The organism is Paenibacillus sp. CAU 1782 (assembly GCF_054551715.1).
This window is the reverse complement of record NZ_JBTOLL010000001.1, coordinates 1,592,066-1,612,773: the sequence shown is the minus strand read 5'-3', so window position 1 is coordinate 1,612,773 and position 20,708 is coordinate 1,592,066. Positions and strand designations below refer to the sequence as shown.

The following is a 20,708-nucleotide window of genomic DNA, read 5'->3' as shown; positions in this document are numbered from 1 at the left end:
AAAGTGCATGCCTCCTTTGAATGCCATAGTAAAAAGTCACCCCTTCTGCTAAAGGAAAGAGGGAGCGAGGAATGATTCCGGATAACGGAACCGATTAAGAAACATAATCTCCGTTATAGCTGATCAGAACGGCGCTGCTTACGCCGCCAAGCTCCGAAAGACTGTTGACAAAACGTCCCGAACCGTCGCGCAGCCGTACCTCGTACGTAATTTCGATGTTGCCGGGGGAAACGTTTTTTTGCTTGACGTTGTACTTTTTGGCGGATTTAGCGATTTCCTTGCCGACCGCTTCTTCGGCAGCATCATTGCTGCAATTGACGACCAGCAGGAATGGCGTTTCCACGGAACCGCCTTTGACAAAGAAAAACAACACCAGGCCAATGACGATGGAGCCAACTATGGCGAGATTGTAGAATCCGGCTCCTGTAACGATGCCCGCAACCGCTGCCCAGAACAGGAAGATCAGGTCGGTCGGGTCTTTAATCGGCGTGCGGAAACGGACGATGGACAATGCGCCTACCATGCCGAGCGACAATACAAGATTGGAGTTGATGGCGATGATCACTGTGGCGGTAATCATGGTCATGCCGATCAGGGATACATTAAAGCTTTTGGAATAAAGGACGCCGCTGAAAATCCGGCGATACAGTAAAAATATAAAGAGGCCGATTATAAAAGCGATGCCAAGAGTTAAAAGTATTTTTGTCAGCGAGATATCGGAGCTGAAATTTTCAAGTACGGATTTCCGTACAATATCGGAAAAATTGGTGGTGCCGGTTGCGTCGGTTGCAGCCGCCGCCTGAGTTGCCTGATTCATTTTAATAATCCTCCCATGAATTGGTTTTTAGAAATTTTCGGCAGATGACGTATTTGGATGCGGACTGCCGGTTAAGACCCTCGAGCTGCAGCGCAGTCTGAATGGCAGCCGGGATGTAGGCATCGTATTTGATCTCCAGAATGATGTGATTATTGTCGATGGCACGGACCGGCTCAAGCTCTTTGTCGAAAATATCCGTGGCATGCAAGCCGGTCCTCAAATCCTTGTCAAAGGTAATGCGGACATTGCCGTATTGGCCTACAAACGGCTCCCTGACATAATCAACGATGACTTTGGGCCGCAGCAGCGAAAATTTTATTTTGTCATGCAATTCCTCCAGCAGAGGTTTGCCGCTGTCCTTTAGAAACTCGTACCGTTCCGCCATCAGTTCCTCGTACATCTCTCTGGTGAGGGGCTCTTTCACTTTGGCGATACAGTCTCGAAATTTGATTTTTTTCTCAAAATGGATGACCTTGTCGCTTTTGTTGTAAATGCGGATGCGGTATTTCTCTCTGTCGCGGATGCCGCCCAGCTTTTCGTGGAGCGCCTTGTTGTTGATATCATCAAAATAGAGGCTTCGGATATGATATTCCCCGCTGGTTCCCGTATGGGCGTCATGCTTTAGCAGCCCTTGCAGCCTCTGGCGCATTATCCAGTATTGATGGCGGTTAATAAAAAACTTCAATTCGTTCCGATAGGTTAACGCCGGATTCATGTGTACACCCCATTTCTGCTTCTCTGTCTAAGCGCAATCCCGTTCCAAGGCAGAGCTTGCCGGTTGCGCTCGCCTGGTGTTTATTGTATTGGAATTTACTTATTCTTAACTTAAGGCCGGCTGAAAGATCGCTGAATGAATGTCAAGAGGGTCTTGTGTTAAGATTTTATTAAGAGAGAAAGGAGTGGAGCCAATATGAGATGGGGAAAAGGAGGCTTGCAGCTGTCGCTTTGCTGTCTGCTGCTGCTTGGCGCGGTGCTGGGAGCCGAATATTGGGGCAGCCTTGAAAAAAACAAACCCAAATCGCTGGTTACAACGTTTGCCGGAGATCCCGGGACAATGCGCGGTTTTGCATGGAGAAGCAATGGAAAGGGCGAAGAGGCGGCTATTCTTCAAATCGCGAAGGGAACAGAGGAGCCGGATTGGAGTGGCACGGAGGTGGCGACTTTTTCGGGCACATCCATTCCTGTTACGGACGGAAACGGCATATTGGAGCGCAGCAACAAGGTGATTGTGACCGGTCTGGAGCCGGGGACGGCCTATATCTATAGAGCGGGAAACGGTAACCCGGGAAATTGGAGCGAGCCCGCGGCTTTTGAAACGGAGGCAGAAGGGCTGGATGAATTTACGTTTATTCATGTCAGTGATTCGCAGGGGGAGACGGAAGCCGATTTTTCAATTTGGGGCGACACGGCCAAGGCGGCTTTTTCCATGTTTCCGGAGTCGGCTTTTGTGATTCATGGCGGCGATTTGACGGAGGACCCTTCAGACGGTAAGGCTTGGGATTACTTCTTTAAAGAAGCCTCCCCATGGGTGCAGCAAATACCGCTTATGCCAACCACGGGTAATCATGACGAGGTGGACGGAGATAGCGAAATGTACCGCTCCTATTTTCAATTGCCGGATAACGGCGAAAGTAATTCCGCCCGGGGAAGCTCCTATTATTTCCAATACGGCAATGTCCGTTTTATTATGCTGAACACGGAGTCGCGGGTGAAGAAACAGACCGAATGGCTGAGGGAGGTCCTGTCATCCGGCGAAGCGGGCTGGACAGTTGTGTCGCTGCATCGCGGGCCTTACGGCGGCAACGTAAATGAGGATATTGGCGACTGGGTGGAGCTGTTTGACGAATACAAGGTCGATCTTGTCCTGCAGGGGCATAACCACGAGTATTCACGCTCGTATCCTCTCCGGCATGGGGAAATCGTTGCAAGCGGCGACGAACCGGTACCGGCTGGAGCCGGTACCGTCTATGTCGTGAGCAATGCGGCGGGGCAAAAGCTGAACGACAAAAAGAAGGATCAATTTTATCACAAGGTGCACATGCAAAACGGAAAACCCGTTTATGCCGACATTACGGTGAAGGCTGATTCACTTCGGTATGCGGCGTATGATGTCGACGGGCAATTGCTGGATTCTTTTGAGATCGTTAAGTAGGGTACGAAAAGGGGGCTCATGCTCCGCCTTGCAGCATCATTTTTAGCGGTGCAACATGTAACAATAAGCCCTGCCGCGCTGATGCGGCAGGGCTGCGTTGATTGGGGGATTCTGGTCTAACCATCAGATTCCGTATAGAGCGGCAAAGCAATTCGGAAGGAGGTGCCTTGCCCCGGCTTGCTCCAAACGGTGATTTCTCCTTGATGGGCATCGATAATCGTTTTGGAAATGGCAAGTCCCAGGCCGGCGCCGCCTTTGCGGCGGGAACGGGAGGCCTCTCCGCGATAGAAGCGCTGAAACAGATGGGGCAAATGAGCCTCTTCAATGCCTGCGCCGTTGTCTGCTATTTTAAGGATAGCGAGCCCGTCCTTGGTCCCCAGCGATACGGTAATGGAGCCGTTGCCGCTGTCGGTATGCTGGACGGCGTTTTGCACAAGATTGAGAACGACCTGCTTTAGCTTGCCGCTATCGCCGGTTACCGCAACATTATCCTGAAGCTCCAGCTTCAGCTCCCGATTTCTGGCCAAAATAGCAAGCTGCTGCTCCATCCCCCAAAGCAGCTCATTCAATGATATCCTTGACCGGTCAATCTCAGGAGTCTGATCCAGCTTGGCGAGCTGAAGCAAATCCTCCACTAGCTGATGAAGCCGTGCGGCTTCCTGATTCATGCTATCCAGCGCTTTGTTTAGTTGAACGGGATTAGCGGCGGCGCCGCGCTGAAGCACCTCGATAAAACCTACGATAGAGGTTAAGGGCGTACGGAGCTCATGCGACGCATCCGCGATAAAACGGCGCATCTGCTCGGTCATGTCCTTCTCGGCGGCAAAGGCTTGGTCCAGCCGGGCCAGCATGCCGTTAAATGCCACTGACAGCCTGTCGATTTCTTCCTGACCTTGGCTCTCCGGCACTCTTTTGCTCAAATTGCCCGCATCGGTCACTTCCGCCGCGCTCACCACGTTGGATAAAGGCGTTAACGTTCTGCGCAGTAGAGGGAGGTTTAGCAGTAGTCCGGCTCCAAGCGCCAAAACCGCCAGCATGCCATAAATGCCGAGCTGCGTCATCAGCTGCTGGGTCAGCGGAGCCAGGTCTGCGCTAGCCTGGATCAGCGTTTTATCGCTGCCTCCCGGTCTTCCGGCAAGCCGAAATACAACTAGATTGCCCCTTCCTTCCCCGTTTTTGATGATGTAATGAGGCTGTTTTTCTCTTGCTTCCAGCCGGCTGAGAATTACGTTGTATTCTTCGGGCGTTAAAGTAACGGCCGCGCTTTCGCTTGTTCCACGAAGCGGCTGCGGTACTCCGTCCTCGCCAATATAATGAATCAAAACGCCGGGCGGCAGCAGAACAGGCAGCGTCTCCATTTCTTCCGGCTTTTTGTCATGGTAGCTCGCTCTGCCGGGCTCTTGCAGCCAAACCGGCGGCAGTGCGGAGATTTGGGCTTGAAGCGCCTCTGCCTTATTGCGGTAAAGAAAGTTTTTCATAAAAAGATACTGAAAAACGCCAACCAGCAGGAACAGGATGCTCATCAGCAGCAGCGACCGGACGAGCAGCTGCCTTCGCAGCGTGCCGCGCCTCAGCCAGCGGAAAAAAACGCGCTGATTTCCTTGCGGGCTGCTTGGGGTTATGCCTTTCCGCTCGGTCATGGCAAGTCCATCCGGTAACCGGAGCCGCGAAGGGTGCGAATGAGCCGGTGTTCTCGGTCGCCCAGCTTTTCTCTAAGCGAACGAATGTAAACTTCCACAATATTTTGCTCACCGCCAAAATCATATCCCCAAACCTTTTGCAGGATATAAGCTTTGCTCAGAACAACGCCGTTGTTCATCACGATAAATTTGAGCAGCTCAAACTCGGTAGGGGACAGCTCCAGAAGCTCGTCGCGGAAAAATAGCTCCTTGCGGGCATCGTCGATCCGAAATGGGCCGTATACGACCTCTCCCAGCAGGTTGGGAAATTGGTTGCGGAGCCTTGCGTGGATGCGCGCCAGCAGCTCGCCAAAGCTGAACGGCTTCGCCAAATAATCATCCGCGCCCAGCGTAAGCCCCTTTACCCGATCCTCAACCTCATCTCGCGCGGTCAGCATAATAACGGCAACCTGATTGCCGTCCACTTTGAGCATGCTGCACACTTCAAAGCCGTCCATTTGAGGCATCATGACATCCAGAACAACAACATGCGGCATAAATCTTCCCGCTACCTTTAACGCTTCAACGCCATCCGAAGCCACAGCGACCTCCGCGCCTTCATTAATCAATCCCAGCTCCAAAAACTGCAATATATTGGGTTCGTCATCGACGAGCAGCAGACGTATTCCGTTAAGTCCATTCATAAAACCTTCTCCTCCCAAGTCCAAACTTCCATTCCTTCTTATCATCGCCGAAAAGAGAGCAAAATGGGCCTTTTCAGATCATTATTAAGTAAACTTTCAGTTTGGACAATCTTTTTCCGTTACAGGCGTAATGATTATGGAAAAATGGGGATATTAAAGCCTGAAAATAAAACAAATATACGTTCTGAAAGGACAGTGTCTGACATGGAGAAACAACATGAGGCTGCCGGTAAAGGCAAAACGGCGATCTCCTTAGCGAAAAAAGCGGTTAAATACGGAAGCGTAGCCTTAGCGGGACTGGCATTGACCTTTAGCCTGCACCATACGTCTCACGGGATTGGCAAACATGCAAAAGGCCCTGACGTTTATGTCATTCAGGGCATGTTGAAATCGCTGGGCAGCTACAGCGGCCCAATCGACGGGTATTACGGACCTCAAACGGTCAAAGGAGTCAAATATTATCAAAAAACTCACGGCCTTGCCGTGACGGGAGCCGTTGATGGACAAACGCTGCAATCCATCGGCTACGCCTATTCCTCATTGAAGGCAGGCGGCAGCACGAACGCTCAAAGCAAAGGCAAAGCCGGCACAGGCGGCAGTAGCAATGGCGCTGGCGGCGGAGCAGGCGGCGGAGCTGGTGGCGGAGCAGGCGGCGGTACTGGCGGCGGCACTGGCGGAGGAACTGGTGGCGGAGCAGGCGGCGGCACTGGCGGAGGAACTGGTGGCGGAGCAGGCGGCGGCACTGGCGGAGGAACTGGCAGCGGAGCAGGCGGCGGTACTGGTGGCGGAGCAGGAGGCGGCGCTGGCGGCGGAGCAGGAGGCGGCACTGGCGGCGGAGCAGGCGGCGGCACGGGCGGCGGAGCAGGCGGCGGCACGGGCGGCGGAGCAGGAGGCGGCACGGGCGGCGGAGCAGGCGGCGGTACTGGTGGCGGAGCAGGCGGCGGCACTGGCGGCGGAGCAGAGGGCGGCACGGGCGGCGTAAAGCAGCAGCCGGCGCCTGAAAAATCACCGGTTCCGGGCAAAAGCATAAGCCCGACAGAAACTAGTCCGGCCCCGGTGAAGCCAGCTCCAATGCAGCCTTCACCGCAAAAACCGGCCCCGGTGCAGCCGGCTCCAGTACAACCTGCGCCGCAAAAACCGGCTCCGGTTAATCCGGCTCCCGTGAAGCCCGCGCCAGGAACCGGCGCCGGGGACAGCGGCAAATTGAGCAACCCCAACAAGGGGAGCACAATCCCGCCAAACGGAGCCAATAAAAACAAAGGCCAATAAAGTGTAAGGCAAACAGAAAATCGGCGCAATTCAATAAAGGAATAAAGCAAAGAACCCTCATGCCTGCTTCGATAGGCGAGGGTTCTTTTGCTGCGGTCATGGATCAGATTGATTTTTGCGATATCATATTTTTATAGCTGGTGCTGGACATGACTCTATGCTACCATTTGACACAGGACACATCCTCTTGGATATTGCGGCTTCGTGCCGCTTTGCAGGAGGTGAAGGATGTCCTGTTTCTTTTTTGACAGATATGAAAACAAAAGGGGTAAGCGGCATGTGGCTGACGTTATCGGTGCTCGCGGCGATCAGTTTTGGCTTGCGCGGCATTCTGTACCATTGGACAAGCAAAAAACCGATTAATCGGAATTTATTATTATGCGGCACGTTTTGTACAGGGGCAATTATTCATGGTATATGTGCGGTTGTATTTTCGTCCAATTGGACAATTGCTGCTTTAATAGGCATACAAATGGGGTTGTTTTCGTTTGGCGCCAATGCCAGCATGTTTAAAGGTTTTGCGGTGGGAAAAGCTTCGATTGTAGCTATTTTGACTGCGCTGCCGTCTGTTGTCGTTGTGCTTGTAGCGTTCGGCTTGTGGGATGAGCGGCTTCATTTGATGCAGATAGTGGCGTTTATGATCATCGTAGGCGGCGCGCTGCTAGTGCGGTTGTCCAACGATCTCTCGCTCAAAAATTTGCAGGGAGCCCAGTGGGGTTTGCTTGCTATGCTGCTGTTTGCGGGGAATGATCTATCCGGCAAATGGTCGACGCTGGAGGAAGCAGATTTGTTTGCGACTATGTTCTGCATGTTTGTGACCGGGGCGCTTTGCTTCGGCATCTGGTGGCTGCGCGACAGGGAGAAAGAGCGGCGAGTGCTGCTGCTCCATAAGCAGATGCAAGGAGAAGCCGCCTCCGCAGGAGCCGTAATTGCAGACCGCGATCATGCCCAAGACTCTGGGGGAGCCGGAATTACGGGCGGCGATCATGCCCAAGACTCTGGCGGTGCGGTGAGTCCTAATGCCGCTACGGGCTGGAGCGGCAAGCGAACGTTTGCGACTGGACTCGCAATCGGGATTACTAACGCGGTAGGCATGATGTTTATCGTTACGGCCTTTTCGATTGGGAAGGCGGGTCTTGTATCCGCAGTAACGGCGTTGAACGTGCTTATCGTTCTGCTTTATACCCGCTTTGTCATCAAAGAAAAATTCACACACATTGAAATAGCAGGCATTTCCTTGGCGTTCCTGGGGATTGTACTGATGAGACTTTTTGGAGCCTGAGCCGGTTTAGTCGCGCTTTTGAAATTCCGGATACGGTATTGAAGACCAACATAAATGATGGCCATCTCTGCCATACTGTGAGGGTTTATCAAAGCATGGAGGGCTTCACACAATCCAGCAGTTTCACTTTAATGGAGCCAGCGGCTGACCTTTGGGTAATCGGATGCGTGGAGATAGCGAAAACGGATAAAACGTTAGGCAGTTCGTTTCGCTACGACATGAGTTGCGGCAGGCCACTAAGGTACGACCGCCGAAACAATTTGCTGCACGAGAAAGCAATTAGCTTACAGGACAACGAGTATGGCCGGATTCAATACAACGGTCGCGTCGTAAGCTACAGTGCGCCATATTATGAATGGCATGTTATTAATATTGTTAACAGACTTAATCCGAATAAGCATTGCTTCACCAGAGCTATGCCGGATCACGAGTACAATCAAATTGCGCATTTATTGTAAGAGGCCGGGTTGGGGAATGAACAACCCGGAAATCCATTGAATGCGTTCACTGCAAAGTAATTCTGTCGCCTCTGCTGGCCGGCTGGGAGATGACCAGAAACTCGGTATCTTCCGCCGAATGGTTAAACATTTGATGCGGGACAGTCGGCGCGATTTCAATACCCTCATGCGCATTCAATAGAATCTTCGTGCCATTCACTTCAATGGTAGCCGTGCCGGACAAAATAAAGAAAAACTGGCGCGCCTTTTCGTGGTAATGGCGAACCTCGCTTGTGTTTGCCGGCATTTTTTCATGGATGATGCTTAATCCCGGTTGTTGGACTAAACGCCATCCGTCGCAATTTGCTCCCCATACATAATGCTCCGCGTTTTCTTTGCTCACTTTCATAGCTGCTGAACCTCCTCTTTAGGGATCATTATAAAATAATGGCGATGCGCGCACAAACCCCTCCTGTTTTCTTTAGACGGCGCCATGTCGGTTTTTGCTTCTTTATTTTACTGATTTGGATGGTTTGATAGTTCAATTGCGGTGCCGGCTTTGCTTAATTTCTCCAGCCATTATACAATTTTAGATAACTGTAGGTTGAACAACAGGGATTGGAGCAGATGGCGATATGGCGAAAAAAGATATACGAAAAACGGCAAACGGCATATTGGCATTGTCGGGGGTGGGCATTTTGGCTACATTTCCGTTTCAGCAGCATTTTGCCGGGGGGCTTCTGTTTGCGGGTTTTAGCGCAGCCACGATTGGCGGACTGGCTGATTCCTTTGCGATCAGCGCTTTATTCGGCAACCCGCTGCGAATCAAATGGCCTAGCTGGATGGGGACCCGGATCATTGCCCGCAGGCGGGAAAAACTGATCGGCGAGCTGGCGGATATGGTGGAAAAAGAACTGTTAACGGTTGATCATATAAAAGCAACGCTGCAGGACTACAATCTGGGCGATACGATCGTACGGTATTTGACCCGGCATGGCGGCGCCGAGGATGTAAAGGCCATTGCCAGCAAGCTTGCTGCGGAGCTTCTTGGCAAAGCGGACCCCCAAGAGCTGGCATCCGGCATGCGGCGTTTTCTGCTGGATCATGCCGATGCTCTGCAAGCATCGGACCTGCTGGCTGATATTGGGGAATGGAGCATAAAAAACGGATACGATGAAAAGGCCGTTCGGTTCGCCGCTGCGCAGCTGGCCGGTTTGGCAGGCAGCGAAAAGGTTCGTCTCCTGATTCAGCAGTTTGCGGAAGCGGCCGTCAAATCCTACGAAGGTGACAAATTTCGGCGCCGTCTGGTCGATTTTACAGCGGGGCTTAATGCATACGCCATTAGCGTCAAGGTGCAAAATTGGCTGGTTGCATTTTTGGAAGGCATGGCCTCCCCGGATCATCCCGCCAGCCTTGCCCTGAAGGAGCAGCTTGCTGGTTTTGTGGACCGTTTGCGAAATGACCAGGAGTTGCGGCAGGAGGTCGAGCGGATAAAAAGCAAGCTGCTGCAAGGCGCAGGAGAAAACCTGAAGCTGGATCAATTTATCGCCAAGAGGCTGGAGAAGGCGAGGGAGAAACTATTGGCGTCTGGAGCGGGCGAAGGTGCCTTATCCGATCGTATCAACGTTGAGAGCGGAGCGACCCTATCCGGCAGAGTTAGTGTGGAGAGCGAAGAGACCTTGTCCGTTAGTATCAGCGCCGAAATTGGAGAGTCCTTATCCAGCGGAGTTAGTGCGGAGGAAGCAGGAACCGCGACTGCCCCTGCGGCTGAATCGGGTCATGAAGCTGATGTCTCCATGCCGGATCAAGCTTCTTCGCAGGGGTGGATCGCCGAGCAGATCGGCAGAGGCATCGCCAAATTGTCGGAAAGCGCGGAGCTGCGGCAAACCGTGGATGCCGAAATCAAACATGTATTGCTTTCTTGGTTGGAGCGTCATCATACCGTCATTGGAAAATTAGTCCGTGAAAAGCTTGACGCTTTTAGCGAAGAGGAGCTTACGGCCTTTGTAAAAGACAAGGCAGGCAAAGACCTGCAATATATTCGTCTGAACGGCATGATTGTAGGCGCGTTTGTAGGCATGGCTCTATTTTTGCTGACGTTCTGGATTGGAGGGGCGCGGGCATGACGATGAAACAAAAAGCGAACGCCAGCCTGCTGCTTCTGGCCTTGCTGTTTACAGGCGCGGCAGTTTGCCTTTATTTGTACCCGGGGCAATGGTGGGCCAAGTTGCTGCTTTATACGGCGGAAGCGGGACTGGTTGGCGCGCTTGCGGATTTATTTGCCGTCACAGCCTTGTTTCGGAGCCCCATGGGCATGCGCTGGATTCCCCATACCGGCATCATTCCGCGCAACCGGGATAAGCTGGTGGACGGCGTTGTCCAGATGGTCGAGGAACAGCTTCTGAGCAAGCAGCTCCTTCGGGAGCGGTTGTCGCAGTTTAAACTGGTGGAGACGCTGATTAATTGGGTCGACAATAAAAAAGGGCTTGAAGCCGCAGCATCCCAGGTTTGGAAGCTGGCGCTATCTTTTCTGCGAAGAATGGATGCCAGAGAATGGTCGGAGCAGCTAGACGGACATGCCCGCAAGGCTCTGGCAGGCGTTAATCTGGCGCCTTATAGCGGGGCTGCGCTCAAGTGGGTGCTGAACAATAGCGATATCCAAAAGTGGATTGGCCATATTGTGGACTACGCAGCGGAAAAAACGGCAGGAGATGAAATCCGCAAGGCAATTGCCGACATGCTTGCCGCGGAAAAAAATAAATTCGTCAACGAAGGCGGCTCGTTTACCCGCTGGCTGAAGCAAAAGCTTGTCGATTTTGCGGAAGCCGCCGACGCCATCAATCTGGAGGAAGCGGCCGAAACGCTTCACCGCGATTTGCAAAGCTTTATGGAGAGCCTTAAAAATCCGGAACATGAGCTTCGGGTTATGCTGGTGGAGCGACTGCACGAGCTGGCTGATCATTTGGAGAACAGCGAAGATGCAGCCAAAGCCATTGATGACTGGAAACGAGACGTGCTTCTGCATTTGAGCTTTCAGCCGGGAATCCAATCGCTGCTTGAGGCGGTTGCGGGCATGCTGTCCCCAGGCTCCGACATGAAATATATCGTAGCCGACAACCGGACGCTGCAGCCGGAAGATATCCGGCAATGGATGACGGGACTGTTCTCTTCTTATTGGGAAACCTTTAAAGCGGACAAAGAAATCCAGGAGCAGCTGGAGGGATATGCCGGTCAGTTTTTGGCGCAAACCATCGAAAGCGAACATGCCGTAATTGGCGTGATTGTGCGCAGGACGCTGGATGATTTTACAGAGGAGCGGCTGGTCCATTTTATAGAAGACAAGGTGGATACCGATCTTCAGCGCATCCGGCTGAACGGGGCATTGATCGGATCGGCCGTGGGGGCGCTGCTTTTCCTGTTCCTGCATGGCGTATACCAGCCGCTGCTGGATCTTCTTTAGGCCGCTACCAGCATCCCGCCCACCGGAAAATCTTAAAAAACGGAACCTTTTTCTTTAAAAAGCCTCATACGCAAACGGAGCGTAGCATGCTACGGTTTATCCATGCAGAAAACCGGAACTCAGGAAGCCGGGAAAAAGGGAGCGATGCTGATGAAAGTATCCGTTGTGCTGGCCGATGATGAACCGCTGATTCTAAAAGGCTTAACCAAGCTGATACCCTGGGATTCGCTCCATATGGAAATTGCGGGATACGCCTATGACGGCAAGGAATTGCTGGACGCTATTCACACCTTGAAGCCCGACATCGTCATCAGCGACATCAGCATGCCCCATTACAGCGGCATCGATATCATCAAGGAAGTGAAACGGCTTCAGCTGCCGGTCAAAATTATATTTATAAGCGCTTATCAGGAGTTTTCCTATGCAAGGGACGCGGTTGCGTTCGGCGCCGTGGATTATTTGGTGAAGCCCGTCAAAAAAGCGGAGCTGGAGCAAGTGATCGCCAAGGCGGTCTCCCAGATTCGGGAGGAAAACGAAGAGGACAAGCGAAGAAGCAAGCTTCAGCAGCTGGAGCGCAAAAAAGAAGACGACGAGGTTGGCAATTGGCTGGAGCAGCTGACGGCCGGGAGCCTTTCACCGGCATCTGGCGCGTTTGCCAGTCTTGCGGAGCGCCTGCCCGGTCCCCGCTATAGCGTCGGGATGGTCAGAATCGATCCCGAAGGCAATGACAACGAGCGTTGGCCGATCCAAACGCGGAAGCTCGTTGATTTTGCCATTAACAATGTCGTGCAGGAAAGTTTGACGGCATACGGCAAGGGCTGCTTGTTTATGAAAAACGGGCACCATGTTTTTGTCATCAGCCAAAGCGACGAGGCTTCGCAATTGATGCTCGGCGAAGCGGTCAAAGTCAACATTGCCCGCTATTTGAAGCTGGTTGTATCGGTTGGCCTCGGAGGACCGGTGGAGACGCTGCAGGAGTTGAGACTTTCCTCGCAGCAGGCGGAGCGTGCGCTGGACATGTCCTACTTTGCCGGATTAAACCTTGTTATCCCATACCGCAAGCCAGAGCCGCAAAAGGATCTGGAAAATAAATGGTTTACTCTGCAATCAAACATTATTGAAGCATTGACGGCCGGCAACTGGGAAAAGGCGTTGTCTGGCATGAAGGCGTTGATGGAGGTGATCAAAACTGCAACTGTCGGCAATCGGCAGCTTGCGGTTTCCACCTGCTTCTCGTCCGTGCTGGCAATCGTGCAGGAGGTCAAAAAATCGGACGTTCCCATGTCCGCCTGGGGCTTCGACATTCAGCACCTGCAGAGCAGGCTGGAGCACTATCATACTTACGCGTCCATGGCGGAAGGGATTTACGATATGCTTCAGGAGCTGTACAACCGGATCGGCGACCAATCCGTGAGCAGGGAGCAAACGCTGATGGATCGGATCGCCGCTTACATCCGGGACAACTACCAAAGCGATATTTCCCTGGAATCCGCTGCGGCCGTTGCATTTATGAATCCGTATTATTTCAGCAGCTTTTTTAAAAAGCACATGAAACGCAACTTCAAGCAATACGTGACCGATTTGCGAATGGAGCAGGCGGTCTCCCTGCTGACGCATACCGACCTTATGGTCTATGAAATCGCGGACAAGGTCGGCTACAGGAATGCCCGCCATTTCAGCGACATGTTCAAAAAGCAGACCGGCATGCTGCCGCAGGAATTTAAACAGTCCATCAGGCAGTAAGCACAGGATGGAATGCTGTGTTTACACCCAATTGCGATGGATTTGCAGGAATTTAATCATTTAATGGAAATGATTTGCTTTCTTGATCGAAACCTCTTAAAAAACCGGATAAAATTATAAAAAAACTGACTTTCTTGCCGTATTTTGAAGTGCTATCGTTGGGGTATCATCTGAAAGGAGAATACCACATTGGGCATAATTCATAATCCGGTCTTGAGAGGCTTTAACCCGGACGCCTCGCTTCTGCGCGTTGGCGACGATTATTACATTGCCACCTCAACCTTCGAGTGGTTCCCCGGCGTTCAGATTCACCACTCCAGGGACCTTGTTCACTGGAGGGTTATTTCCCGTCCGCTGAATTCGGCAGCCAAGCTTGATTTGCGCGGCGTGCCAAGCTCCGGGGGCATCTGGGCGCCCGCGCTTACCTACAGCGGCGGCCGGTTTTATTTGATGATCACGATTGTCAACGGACGAAAGGGCGTTTTCAAAGATCTGCATAATTATTTGCTGATATCGTCTGATATCGAAGGCGAATGGTCCGAGCCTTTGTTTTTGAACAGCAGCGGTTTCGACCCGTTTCTGTTTCATGATGATGACGGCAGCAAGTGGCTGCTTAATATGCGATGGGATTTCCGCAAAGGCAAAAACCGCTTTAACGGGGTTGTCATGCAGCGCTTTTCCCCCGAGGAGGGCAAGCTGACAGGTCCTGTCATCCCCATTGCGCAAGGAACTTCGATCGGCGTCACGGAAGGACCGTTTATGTTCAAAAAGGACGGCTGGTATTATTTGCTGCTCGCAGAGGGCGGAACGGGTTGGAACCATGCCGCAACGCTGGCGCGTTCCCGTCATATCGAAGGACCTTATGAATACGATCCGCACTATCCGCTCATCACCACGGTCGACGATCCGGAACACCCGCTGCAGAAAGCGGGGCACGGCGCTGTGGTTCAAACCCAAAACGGCGAATGGTATTTGTCCTATATTTGCGCTCGCGCGCTGCCCGGACGCAGACTTTCACCGCTGGGACGGGAAACGGGGCTTTCCCGGGTCGTTTGGAGCGAAGACGGCTGGCTTCGCCTCCCCGAAGGAGGCAAAAAGCCGGGACTAACGACGCCGGCCCCGGACCTGCCGCCCCATCCCTTCCCGGAGCGGCCCGAGGTCGATCATTTTGATTCCGCCGAGCTGGGAGCGGATTATTTTTCTCTGCGCGTTCCCGCAACGGAGAACTGGTTGTCCTTAAGGGAACGTCCCGGCTATTTGCGCCTGCGGGGCAGGGAATCCCTGTTTTCGCTGTTCCACCAAAGTCTGGTTGCCAGACGGCTGGAGCATTTTTGGTGCGAGGTGGAGACCTGCGTGGAATTTGAGCCGCAGCACTACAACCAGATGGCGGGGCTTGTGTTTTATTATGATGAGTCCGATCATTTTTATTTGCGTGTAAGCCGGGACGAGGAGCGCGGCAAACATGTGGCGGTGACATTGGCAAAGCAAGGGGTCTACGACGAGCCGGAAGATGCGGTTGTTTCTGCGGAAGATTGGCCGCGTGTCTATCTCAAAGCGTCGGTTTCCGTCAGAGGGGTGCAGTTCAGCTGTTCGCCGGACGGCGAGAATTGGCAGGACATTGGCGGCGCTCTTGATTTGGGCCAGCTGTCCGACGAGTTCGAAGGCAAATTGGGTTTTACGGGAACGATGGTTGGCGTCTGCGCGCAGGATTTGTCGGGAACAATGCTGGCGGCGGATTTTGATTATTTCAAATATTCGGGAGGTTCTGAACAATGAAGGTAACAACGGAAAATGAGCAGTGGCTGGATGAGACATGGGAGAAAATTCAGGCCAAAATGTCCGCGGAATGCGACCGAATTGGCGACAGCATACCTTATATACCGGTTGATGGCGTATACCGGGAGGATAAAGCGGTCACCGATATTTATTGGTGGACCAACGGTTTTTGGCCGGGCATGCTGTGGCAGATGTACAATGCAACGGGCAACGGCAAATACAAGGAAGCGGCGGAAGGCGTGGAGCGCAAGCTGGATGCGGCTTTCGACGGCTACGACGGCTTGCATCACGATGTTGGGTTTATGTGGCTGCACAGTTCTGTCGCCAATTACCGCCTCACCGGGAATGAACGGGCGAAAACGCGCGGCATGCACGCAGCCAATTTGCTGGCGGGCCGCTACAATCCGCGCGGCAAGTTTATCCGGGCCTGGAACGACGATTGCACGGGCTGGATCATCGTAGATTGCATGATGAACATTCCGCTTCTGTATTGGGCCAGTCAGCAAACCGGCGATCCGCGCTTTTCGTATATTGCCAAAGACCATGCCGACACAACGCTTGCGCATACGCTTCGGGAAGACGGCTCCAGCCATCATATCGTCGTTCTTGATCCCGAAGACGGCAGCTTCCTGGAATCGCCAGGGGGACAGGGCTATGCTACCGGATCATCCTGGTCGCGCGGTCAAGCTTGGGCGCTGTACGGCTTTGCGCTCAGCCATCATTATACGGGCGAAGAGCGATATTTGGCTGCGGCCAAACGCGTTGCCCATTATTTCATCGCCAATGTGGCTTCGACCGATTTTGTGCCGCTGGTGGATTTCCGTTCTCCTGCCGAGCCGGTGGCTTGGGATACAACAGCCGGCGTATGCGCCGCATGCGGATTGCTCCAGATCGCGGAAGCAGTGGATGAGCTGGAGAAACCGCTTTATCGGAATGCCGCAATTCACATTCTGAAGGCAACGGACCGCCGCTTCTGCAATTGGGACAACGAAGTTGATTCCATTGTTGCAAACGGAACGGGCTCCTACCATGGACGCAATGGAGATTATGAGGAACCGATCATTTACGGCGATTATTTCTTCATCGAAGCGGTGCTGCGCCTGAAGGGAAAAGCTTTTCTAATCTGGTAGAAAACCCGGCGGACGGGTATGATTAACGAAAGGGGACTGCGGCAAGGAGGAGGAACATGTCTTTCGTTCGCAAATGGCGAAATAGCGTATTTGTCAAATTTTCCGCTGCGTTTCTGCTGGTCGGCATGATTCCGTTGGTCGCGTTAAGCGTTTTTTCCTTGCAAACGTTTACCGGCCATGTGAAGGGCTATACGCTTAACAATCTGAAGCAGATGACGCTTTACATGAGCTATAATCTCAACAATTTTTTTCAGGATTACGACGAGATTACAAGACTGATGTATACGGGCAGATACGAGGGTTATTCGCATACCATATCCGTAAACCAGACGGCGAATGTAAATGAATACGAGCAAATCAACGATGTGCCGATAGATGCTTTTCTCAAAATGGTCATGTACAGCGACAAACAAATCCGCAGCGCCTATTTTATCCGTTCTGCGGATAACAAGCTGTATTATCAAACCAGGCAAAGCAACACGCTCCTGACGGATAAGCTTCCGGTCGGCGATTGGCTGGAGACGATGCGGGAGCGGCCTAATCAGCTAGCGATTTTCCCGACGCACGACGAGCAATATTTTCTGGGCTCCAGCCATCAAGTTGTGACGTTTGGACGGAATCTGATCGACATTTCCGGAAATTTAACCAAAAACTATAAAGTGGTCGGAACCTTGCTGATTGATGTTGACGCAGGCGCGCTTGACGCGTTTTTCCGGGAGTTGAACCTTGGTGATCAGGATGAGTTGCATGTGATGGACGGCAAAGGAATGGTGTATTACAGCAACAGCGCCATAAGCGGTCAACAGGCCCCGCCAGCGGCTTCCGCGGACGGGACCTACCTGGAGCTGAGCCAGGAAGTGTCGTATCTGGACGGCCAGGTGTTGCTGCGCGTCTCTCCGGAAGGGCTGTTCCAGCAGCTTGGCGCCACTCGCTTCGCCGTTTACGTCGCGATTATTATCTGTATAGCGGTCATGATACTGATGGGAATATGGTTCTCGCGGAAGCTTGCGACGCCAATCCGCAACGTGCTGCAGCATATGAACAAGGTGGAGCTTGGTAATCTGGATACCCAGATCAAAACTTATGGCAATGATGAAATCGGGCGATTGGCATTTGGCTTTAACCGGATGCTGGACCGCCTCAAAATTTTCATCAATGATGCTTATGTAGCGGAAATCAAGCAGAAGCAAACCGAGCTGAGCGCGCTCAAAAGCCAGATTCGGCCGCATTATCTCTACAATACGCTGGAGGTCATCCGAATGAACGCCGTCTATAATGACGACGGCGAGGTGGCCGACATGATCTTGTCCTTGTCCAATCAGCTTAAATACGTTATCGATTATGGCGAGGAATGGGTGAGCATCCAGGATGAGCTGGACCATCTGCAGGACTACTTCTACATTATTTCCGTGAGGTTCGAAAACCGCATTGACCTGAAGCTTGACATTGCCGACAACGTGGACAAAAGGAATCTGATGCTCAAGCTATCCCTTCAGCCCATCGTGGAAAACGCGGTCCAGCACGGCATCCGACCCAAAGGCGGCAAAGGCACCGTTCTTGTATCAATGGAAATGACAGAGGGCAAGCTGGCGGTAACCGTATATGACGACGGCGTCGGAATGAATGAAGCCAAGTTATCGACATTAACGGAGCAGCTCAAGGAAAGTAAAGCGCCAAGCAAAAACGTAGGAGTAAAAAATGTGCATGACCGGATAAAAAGCATGTGCGGCGATGAATATGGCATGCAAATCAGCAGCATGATCTCCGTCGGCACGTCCGTGCGGCTGTGGTTTCCGGTCAAGCAAGGCGAAGAAGGAAAAAAAGAAGACGGGCAGGCATGAGTGCAGCCCGGAACCAATCGGCAAGCTGCGGTTGGTTCTTTTTTCATCCGATGTTCTTCATAAAGAACGTGATGTATGTTATAGTGGAAGTGGAATCTGCTTCCAGATTCACTTCGCTAATGGAGGACAAATGATGAAAAAGCTGATTGGCTGTCTGCTGGTCGGGCTGCAGTTGGTATTGCTGGCCCCGGCGGGTTATGGAACAGGAGCTGCCGCGCCCATAATACCCGACTTGCCGAAGGGCAATCCGCTGGCTGGCGATTTTTTGTCGGGGGGTTACGAAACAACGCCGGAAGGCGCTGACTTATTCCAATACCAAGAGGAGCCGCATGTGATTGATTTGAAGCGATGGGGCATATCAAGCAACGGCACAAGGGCGCTTCAAACGACGCAAGGTCTTAACAAAGCGCTGCAATGGGCGGCCAAAAGCGGAATTACCGCCGTTACGCTGCCGTCCGGCACTTATCTGATCGATAAAAACAGCCGGATCAATATGGTTGGCAATATGCTCTTCCAACTGACCGACGACACGATACTGAAGAAGCAGGAAAACGGCAAAGAGCACTACGAATTGATGTATATCGGCTACGGAGCGGATAACGTAACCTTGCGCGGCGGCGTCTACCTTGGCGATAAGGACAATCATGACTATAGCAAAAAAGATAATCCCCACACGCCGGGCACGCATGAAAGGGGATACGGCATTACCGTTCTGGGGGCAAACAACGTCACCATTGAAGGGGTAAAGGGCACTCATTTCACTGGGGACGGTTTAATTATCGGCGCTCACGAAACATTGGTGAGGGATCTGTACCAAAATGATTTTGTTTCCGGCGGCTTTGATTACAAGGGCAAGCCCGCAGCCGACAAAACCCGGATTCGCACCGTCAAGCCGCTGCGGTTCGACCATGCTATTTTTAAGAGGGAGAAACAATTTGAACTGACAAATCCCATTCATCTGGGCAAGGAGTTTGATCTCTTTTTCTTCGACGCCAAAAATAAGCTGGTCAAGGTGATGGCAACCGTTAAAGCGCGACAGCTTGTGACACTGCCGGAAGGGGCGGCTTATGCGCATGTCGTCTTCCGCCAATCGTCCGCCAAGGATGCCTACATTGAGTTCTGGAACCGGAAGGTGACGGAAAATATCGTGGTCCGGGATTCCGAATTTGCTTACAACCGGCGTCAGGGCATAACGGTAGGCGGAGCCGACCGGGTATTGATCGTAAACAACAAGCTGCATAACATCAAAGGCATTGCGCCGCAATCCGGCATTGATGCGGAAGGCGGTTTTGGCGAAAATGGCAACCGTAACAGCCGCCTCCATATTAAGGACAATATTTTTTACAATAACGCTTCTTATGATGTTATCTTGTACGACGGCAAGGAAGCGGTTGTAGAGGGTAATCATCTCGGTTCCAAGGGCGCAATCGGCCTGGCGATTTCCCAGCCTTTTACGGGTGCGCTCGTAATCAACAATCATTTTGACGGTACACGGATCGTTGCCGCTCATGACGCTATTTTCCTTAATAACAAGCTAAATGATTCTTCTACTACATTTGATGGCCCGCGCATCGCGATTGAAGGGATGACGGTTACGAACGGCACCTTTGCGATCAGCGCCAAAACGCCGTTTGGAGTAACGGCCAGAAATATTAGCATTTACAGCAACGATAAGCGCAAGGAAGCTGGCCTTTCCCTATGGGGCAAACCCATTGTTATTTCAGATGTCTATGTGGAAGGGGAATCCGCTCTCCGCACAGTAACGGGACGGCTGGAGCCTGGCAGCGTTATTAACCGGCTGAAGGTTGTCGGCTATAACTCCTTGACCGGTCTGGCATTGCCTCAGGCGACCTATAACGATTGTTATTTTGAAGGGGCAAAGGGGTCTGCGGATGGTGCTATAGCTCTTAATCTTGCGGGGAAATATACCTTCGACCGCTGCACGTTCCAGACTAGCGAAACGGCCAGAATGGGGCTGTACGGCAATCATTCCGGACTGGATTTGACAGTGAAAAACTCTCTGTTCAAAGTCGGCGGCAATACATCCGCTATATCGGTACAGTCTGCGGCAAAGGTAGAACTGCAGAATAATGTCATCGAGGCATCGGGCATTACGCGCGACGGCGTTGAATTGATCAAGCTGGGGGATTACTGGAAACGGAATGATGCTTACAATGTGAAGAAAGCCGTAATATCCGGCAATGAAATTACCGCCAATTCGGAAGCGATCGGCATCTCGACCCAATACGCAGGAAAGGGAGCGCCGCCGTACATCGTAGAAAACAACGAGCTGGAGGGCGCCGTGCTTGCGCTGAAAAGCAATGATCAAAGCAAAGGAAATGTGGAGGAGACAAATGCGGCGGAGGAGGAGCTCGTCTCCCAATAACGTTTGTCCGATAACCTGCCGAGAGATAACCCGCCTTACAATTCGGCGCTCCCTTATGCATAGCCAGACATTCTCTTGCGCAAATTAATCCG

The 20,708-nt window shown here is 52.3% G+C and carries 15 protein-coding genes; 10 read left to right on the top strand and 5 right to left on the bottom strand.

Annotated features, from left to right (window positions below):
- Window positions 1–94: 94 nt before the first annotated feature.
- Window positions 95–817: a DUF4956 domain-containing protein gene (locus tag ACX93W_RS07760; RefSeq protein WP_459391719.1), complete on the bottom strand. Its 723-nt coding sequence runs from the start codon at window positions 815–817 to the stop codon at window positions 95–97.
- A gap of 1 nt (window position 818) precedes the next feature.
- Entirely contained in the window at window positions 819–1,532 is a 714-nt protein-coding gene (locus tag ACX93W_RS07755) for a polyphosphate polymerase domain-containing protein (RefSeq protein ID WP_459391718.1), read from the bottom strand.
- A gap of 195 nt (window positions 1,533–1,727) precedes the next feature.
- Here ACX93W_RS07755 and ACX93W_RS07750 point away from each other — a divergent pair, with 195 nt between their 5' ends.
- Complete coding sequence (locus tag ACX93W_RS07750; protein WP_459391717.1) at window positions 1,728–2,969, top strand: purple acid phosphatase family protein; 1,242 nt, start codon at window positions 1,728–1,730, stop codon at window positions 2,967–2,969.
- Between the two features lie 116 nt (window positions 2,970–3,085).
- On the opposite strand, the gene ACX93W_RS07745 is transcribed toward ACX93W_RS07750, so the two are convergent.
- Together ACX93W_RS07745 and ACX93W_RS07740 are read right to left on the bottom strand one after the other, a co-directional pair.
- Window positions 3,086–4,609 (bottom strand): sensor histidine kinase, encoded by a 1,524-nt coding sequence (locus ACX93W_RS07745; protein ID WP_459391716.1) that lies wholly within the window; start codon window positions 4,607–4,609, stop codon window positions 3,086–3,088.
- Window positions 4,606–5,292, bottom strand: a complete 687-nt coding sequence (locus ACX93W_RS07740; RefSeq protein WP_459391715.1) for a response regulator transcription factor — start codon at window positions 5,290–5,292, stop codon at window positions 4,606–4,608. The genes ACX93W_RS07745 and ACX93W_RS07740 overlap by 4 nt, the downstream gene beginning before the upstream one ends.
- A 204-nt stretch (window positions 5,293–5,496) precedes the next feature.
- On the opposite strand from ACX93W_RS07740, the gene ACX93W_RS07735 reads away from it, so the two are divergent.
- Entirely contained in the window at window positions 5,497–6,561 is a 1,065-nt protein-coding gene (locus ACX93W_RS07735) for a peptidoglycan-binding domain-containing protein (protein ID WP_459391714.1), read from the top strand.
- Between the two features lie 253 nt (window positions 6,562–6,814).
- A complete protein-coding gene (locus ACX93W_RS07730) occupies window positions 6,815–7,843 on the top strand; it encodes an EamA family transporter (protein ID WP_459392031.1) in 1,029 nt (342 codons plus the stop codon).
- Between the two features lie 504 nt (window positions 7,844–8,347).
- Here the strand turns inward: ACX93W_RS07730 and ACX93W_RS07725 are convergent.
- Window positions 8,348–8,689, bottom strand: coding sequence for a cupin domain-containing protein (locus tag ACX93W_RS07725; protein WP_459391713.1), 342 nt, complete (start codon window positions 8,687–8,689; stop codon window positions 8,348–8,350).
- A gap of 226 nt (window positions 8,690–8,915) precedes the next feature.
- On the opposite strand from ACX93W_RS07725, the gene ACX93W_RS07720 reads away from it, so the two are divergent.
- The 7 genes from ACX93W_RS07720 (at window position 8,916) to ACX93W_RS07690 (ending at window position 20,616) form a co-directional block, all read left to right on the top strand.
- Window positions 8,916–10,406, top strand: coding sequence for a DUF445 domain-containing protein (locus tag ACX93W_RS07720; protein ID WP_459391712.1), 1,491 nt, complete (start codon window positions 8,916–8,918; stop codon window positions 10,404–10,406).
- Window positions 10,403–11,740 carry a DUF445 domain-containing protein gene (locus ACX93W_RS07715; protein ID WP_459391711.1) on the top strand — a complete coding sequence of 446 codons (1,338 nt, stop codon included), beginning with the start codon at window positions 10,403–10,405 and terminating at the stop codon, window positions 11,738–11,740. Before ACX93W_RS07720 ends, ACX93W_RS07715 begins: the two co-directional genes overlap by 4 nt.
- Before the next feature lie 150 nt (window positions 11,741–11,890).
- Window positions 11,891–13,483: a response regulator gene (locus tag ACX93W_RS07710; RefSeq protein ID WP_459391710.1), complete on the top strand. Its 1,593-nt coding sequence runs from the start codon at window positions 11,891–11,893 to the stop codon at window positions 13,481–13,483.
- 189 nt (window positions 13,484–13,672) lie between these two features.
- Window positions 13,673–15,259 carry a glycoside hydrolase family 43 protein gene (locus ACX93W_RS07705; RefSeq protein ID WP_459391709.1) on the top strand — a complete coding sequence of 529 codons (1,587 nt, stop codon included), beginning with the start codon at window positions 13,673–13,675 and terminating at the stop codon, window positions 15,257–15,259.
- Window positions 15,256–16,389 (top strand): glycoside hydrolase family 88 protein, encoded by a 1,134-nt coding sequence (locus ACX93W_RS07700; protein WP_459391708.1) that lies wholly within the window; start codon window positions 15,256–15,258, stop codon window positions 16,387–16,389. Before ACX93W_RS07705 ends, ACX93W_RS07700 begins: the two co-directional genes overlap by 4 nt.
- 56 nt (window positions 16,390–16,445) lie before the next feature.
- The gene (locus tag ACX93W_RS07695; RefSeq protein WP_459391707.1) at window positions 16,446–18,230 is read left to right on the top strand and encodes a sensor histidine kinase; all 1,785 of its coding nucleotides are present in this window, start codon (window positions 16,446–16,448) and stop codon (window positions 18,228–18,230) included.
- Window positions 18,231–18,360: 130 nt separating this feature from the next.
- On the top strand, window positions 18,361–20,616 hold the full coding sequence (locus ACX93W_RS07690) for a right-handed parallel beta-helix repeat-containing protein (protein ID WP_459391706.1): 2,256 nt from the start codon (window positions 18,361–18,363) through the stop codon (window positions 20,614–20,616).
- Window positions 20,617–20,708 lie beyond the last annotated feature (92 nt).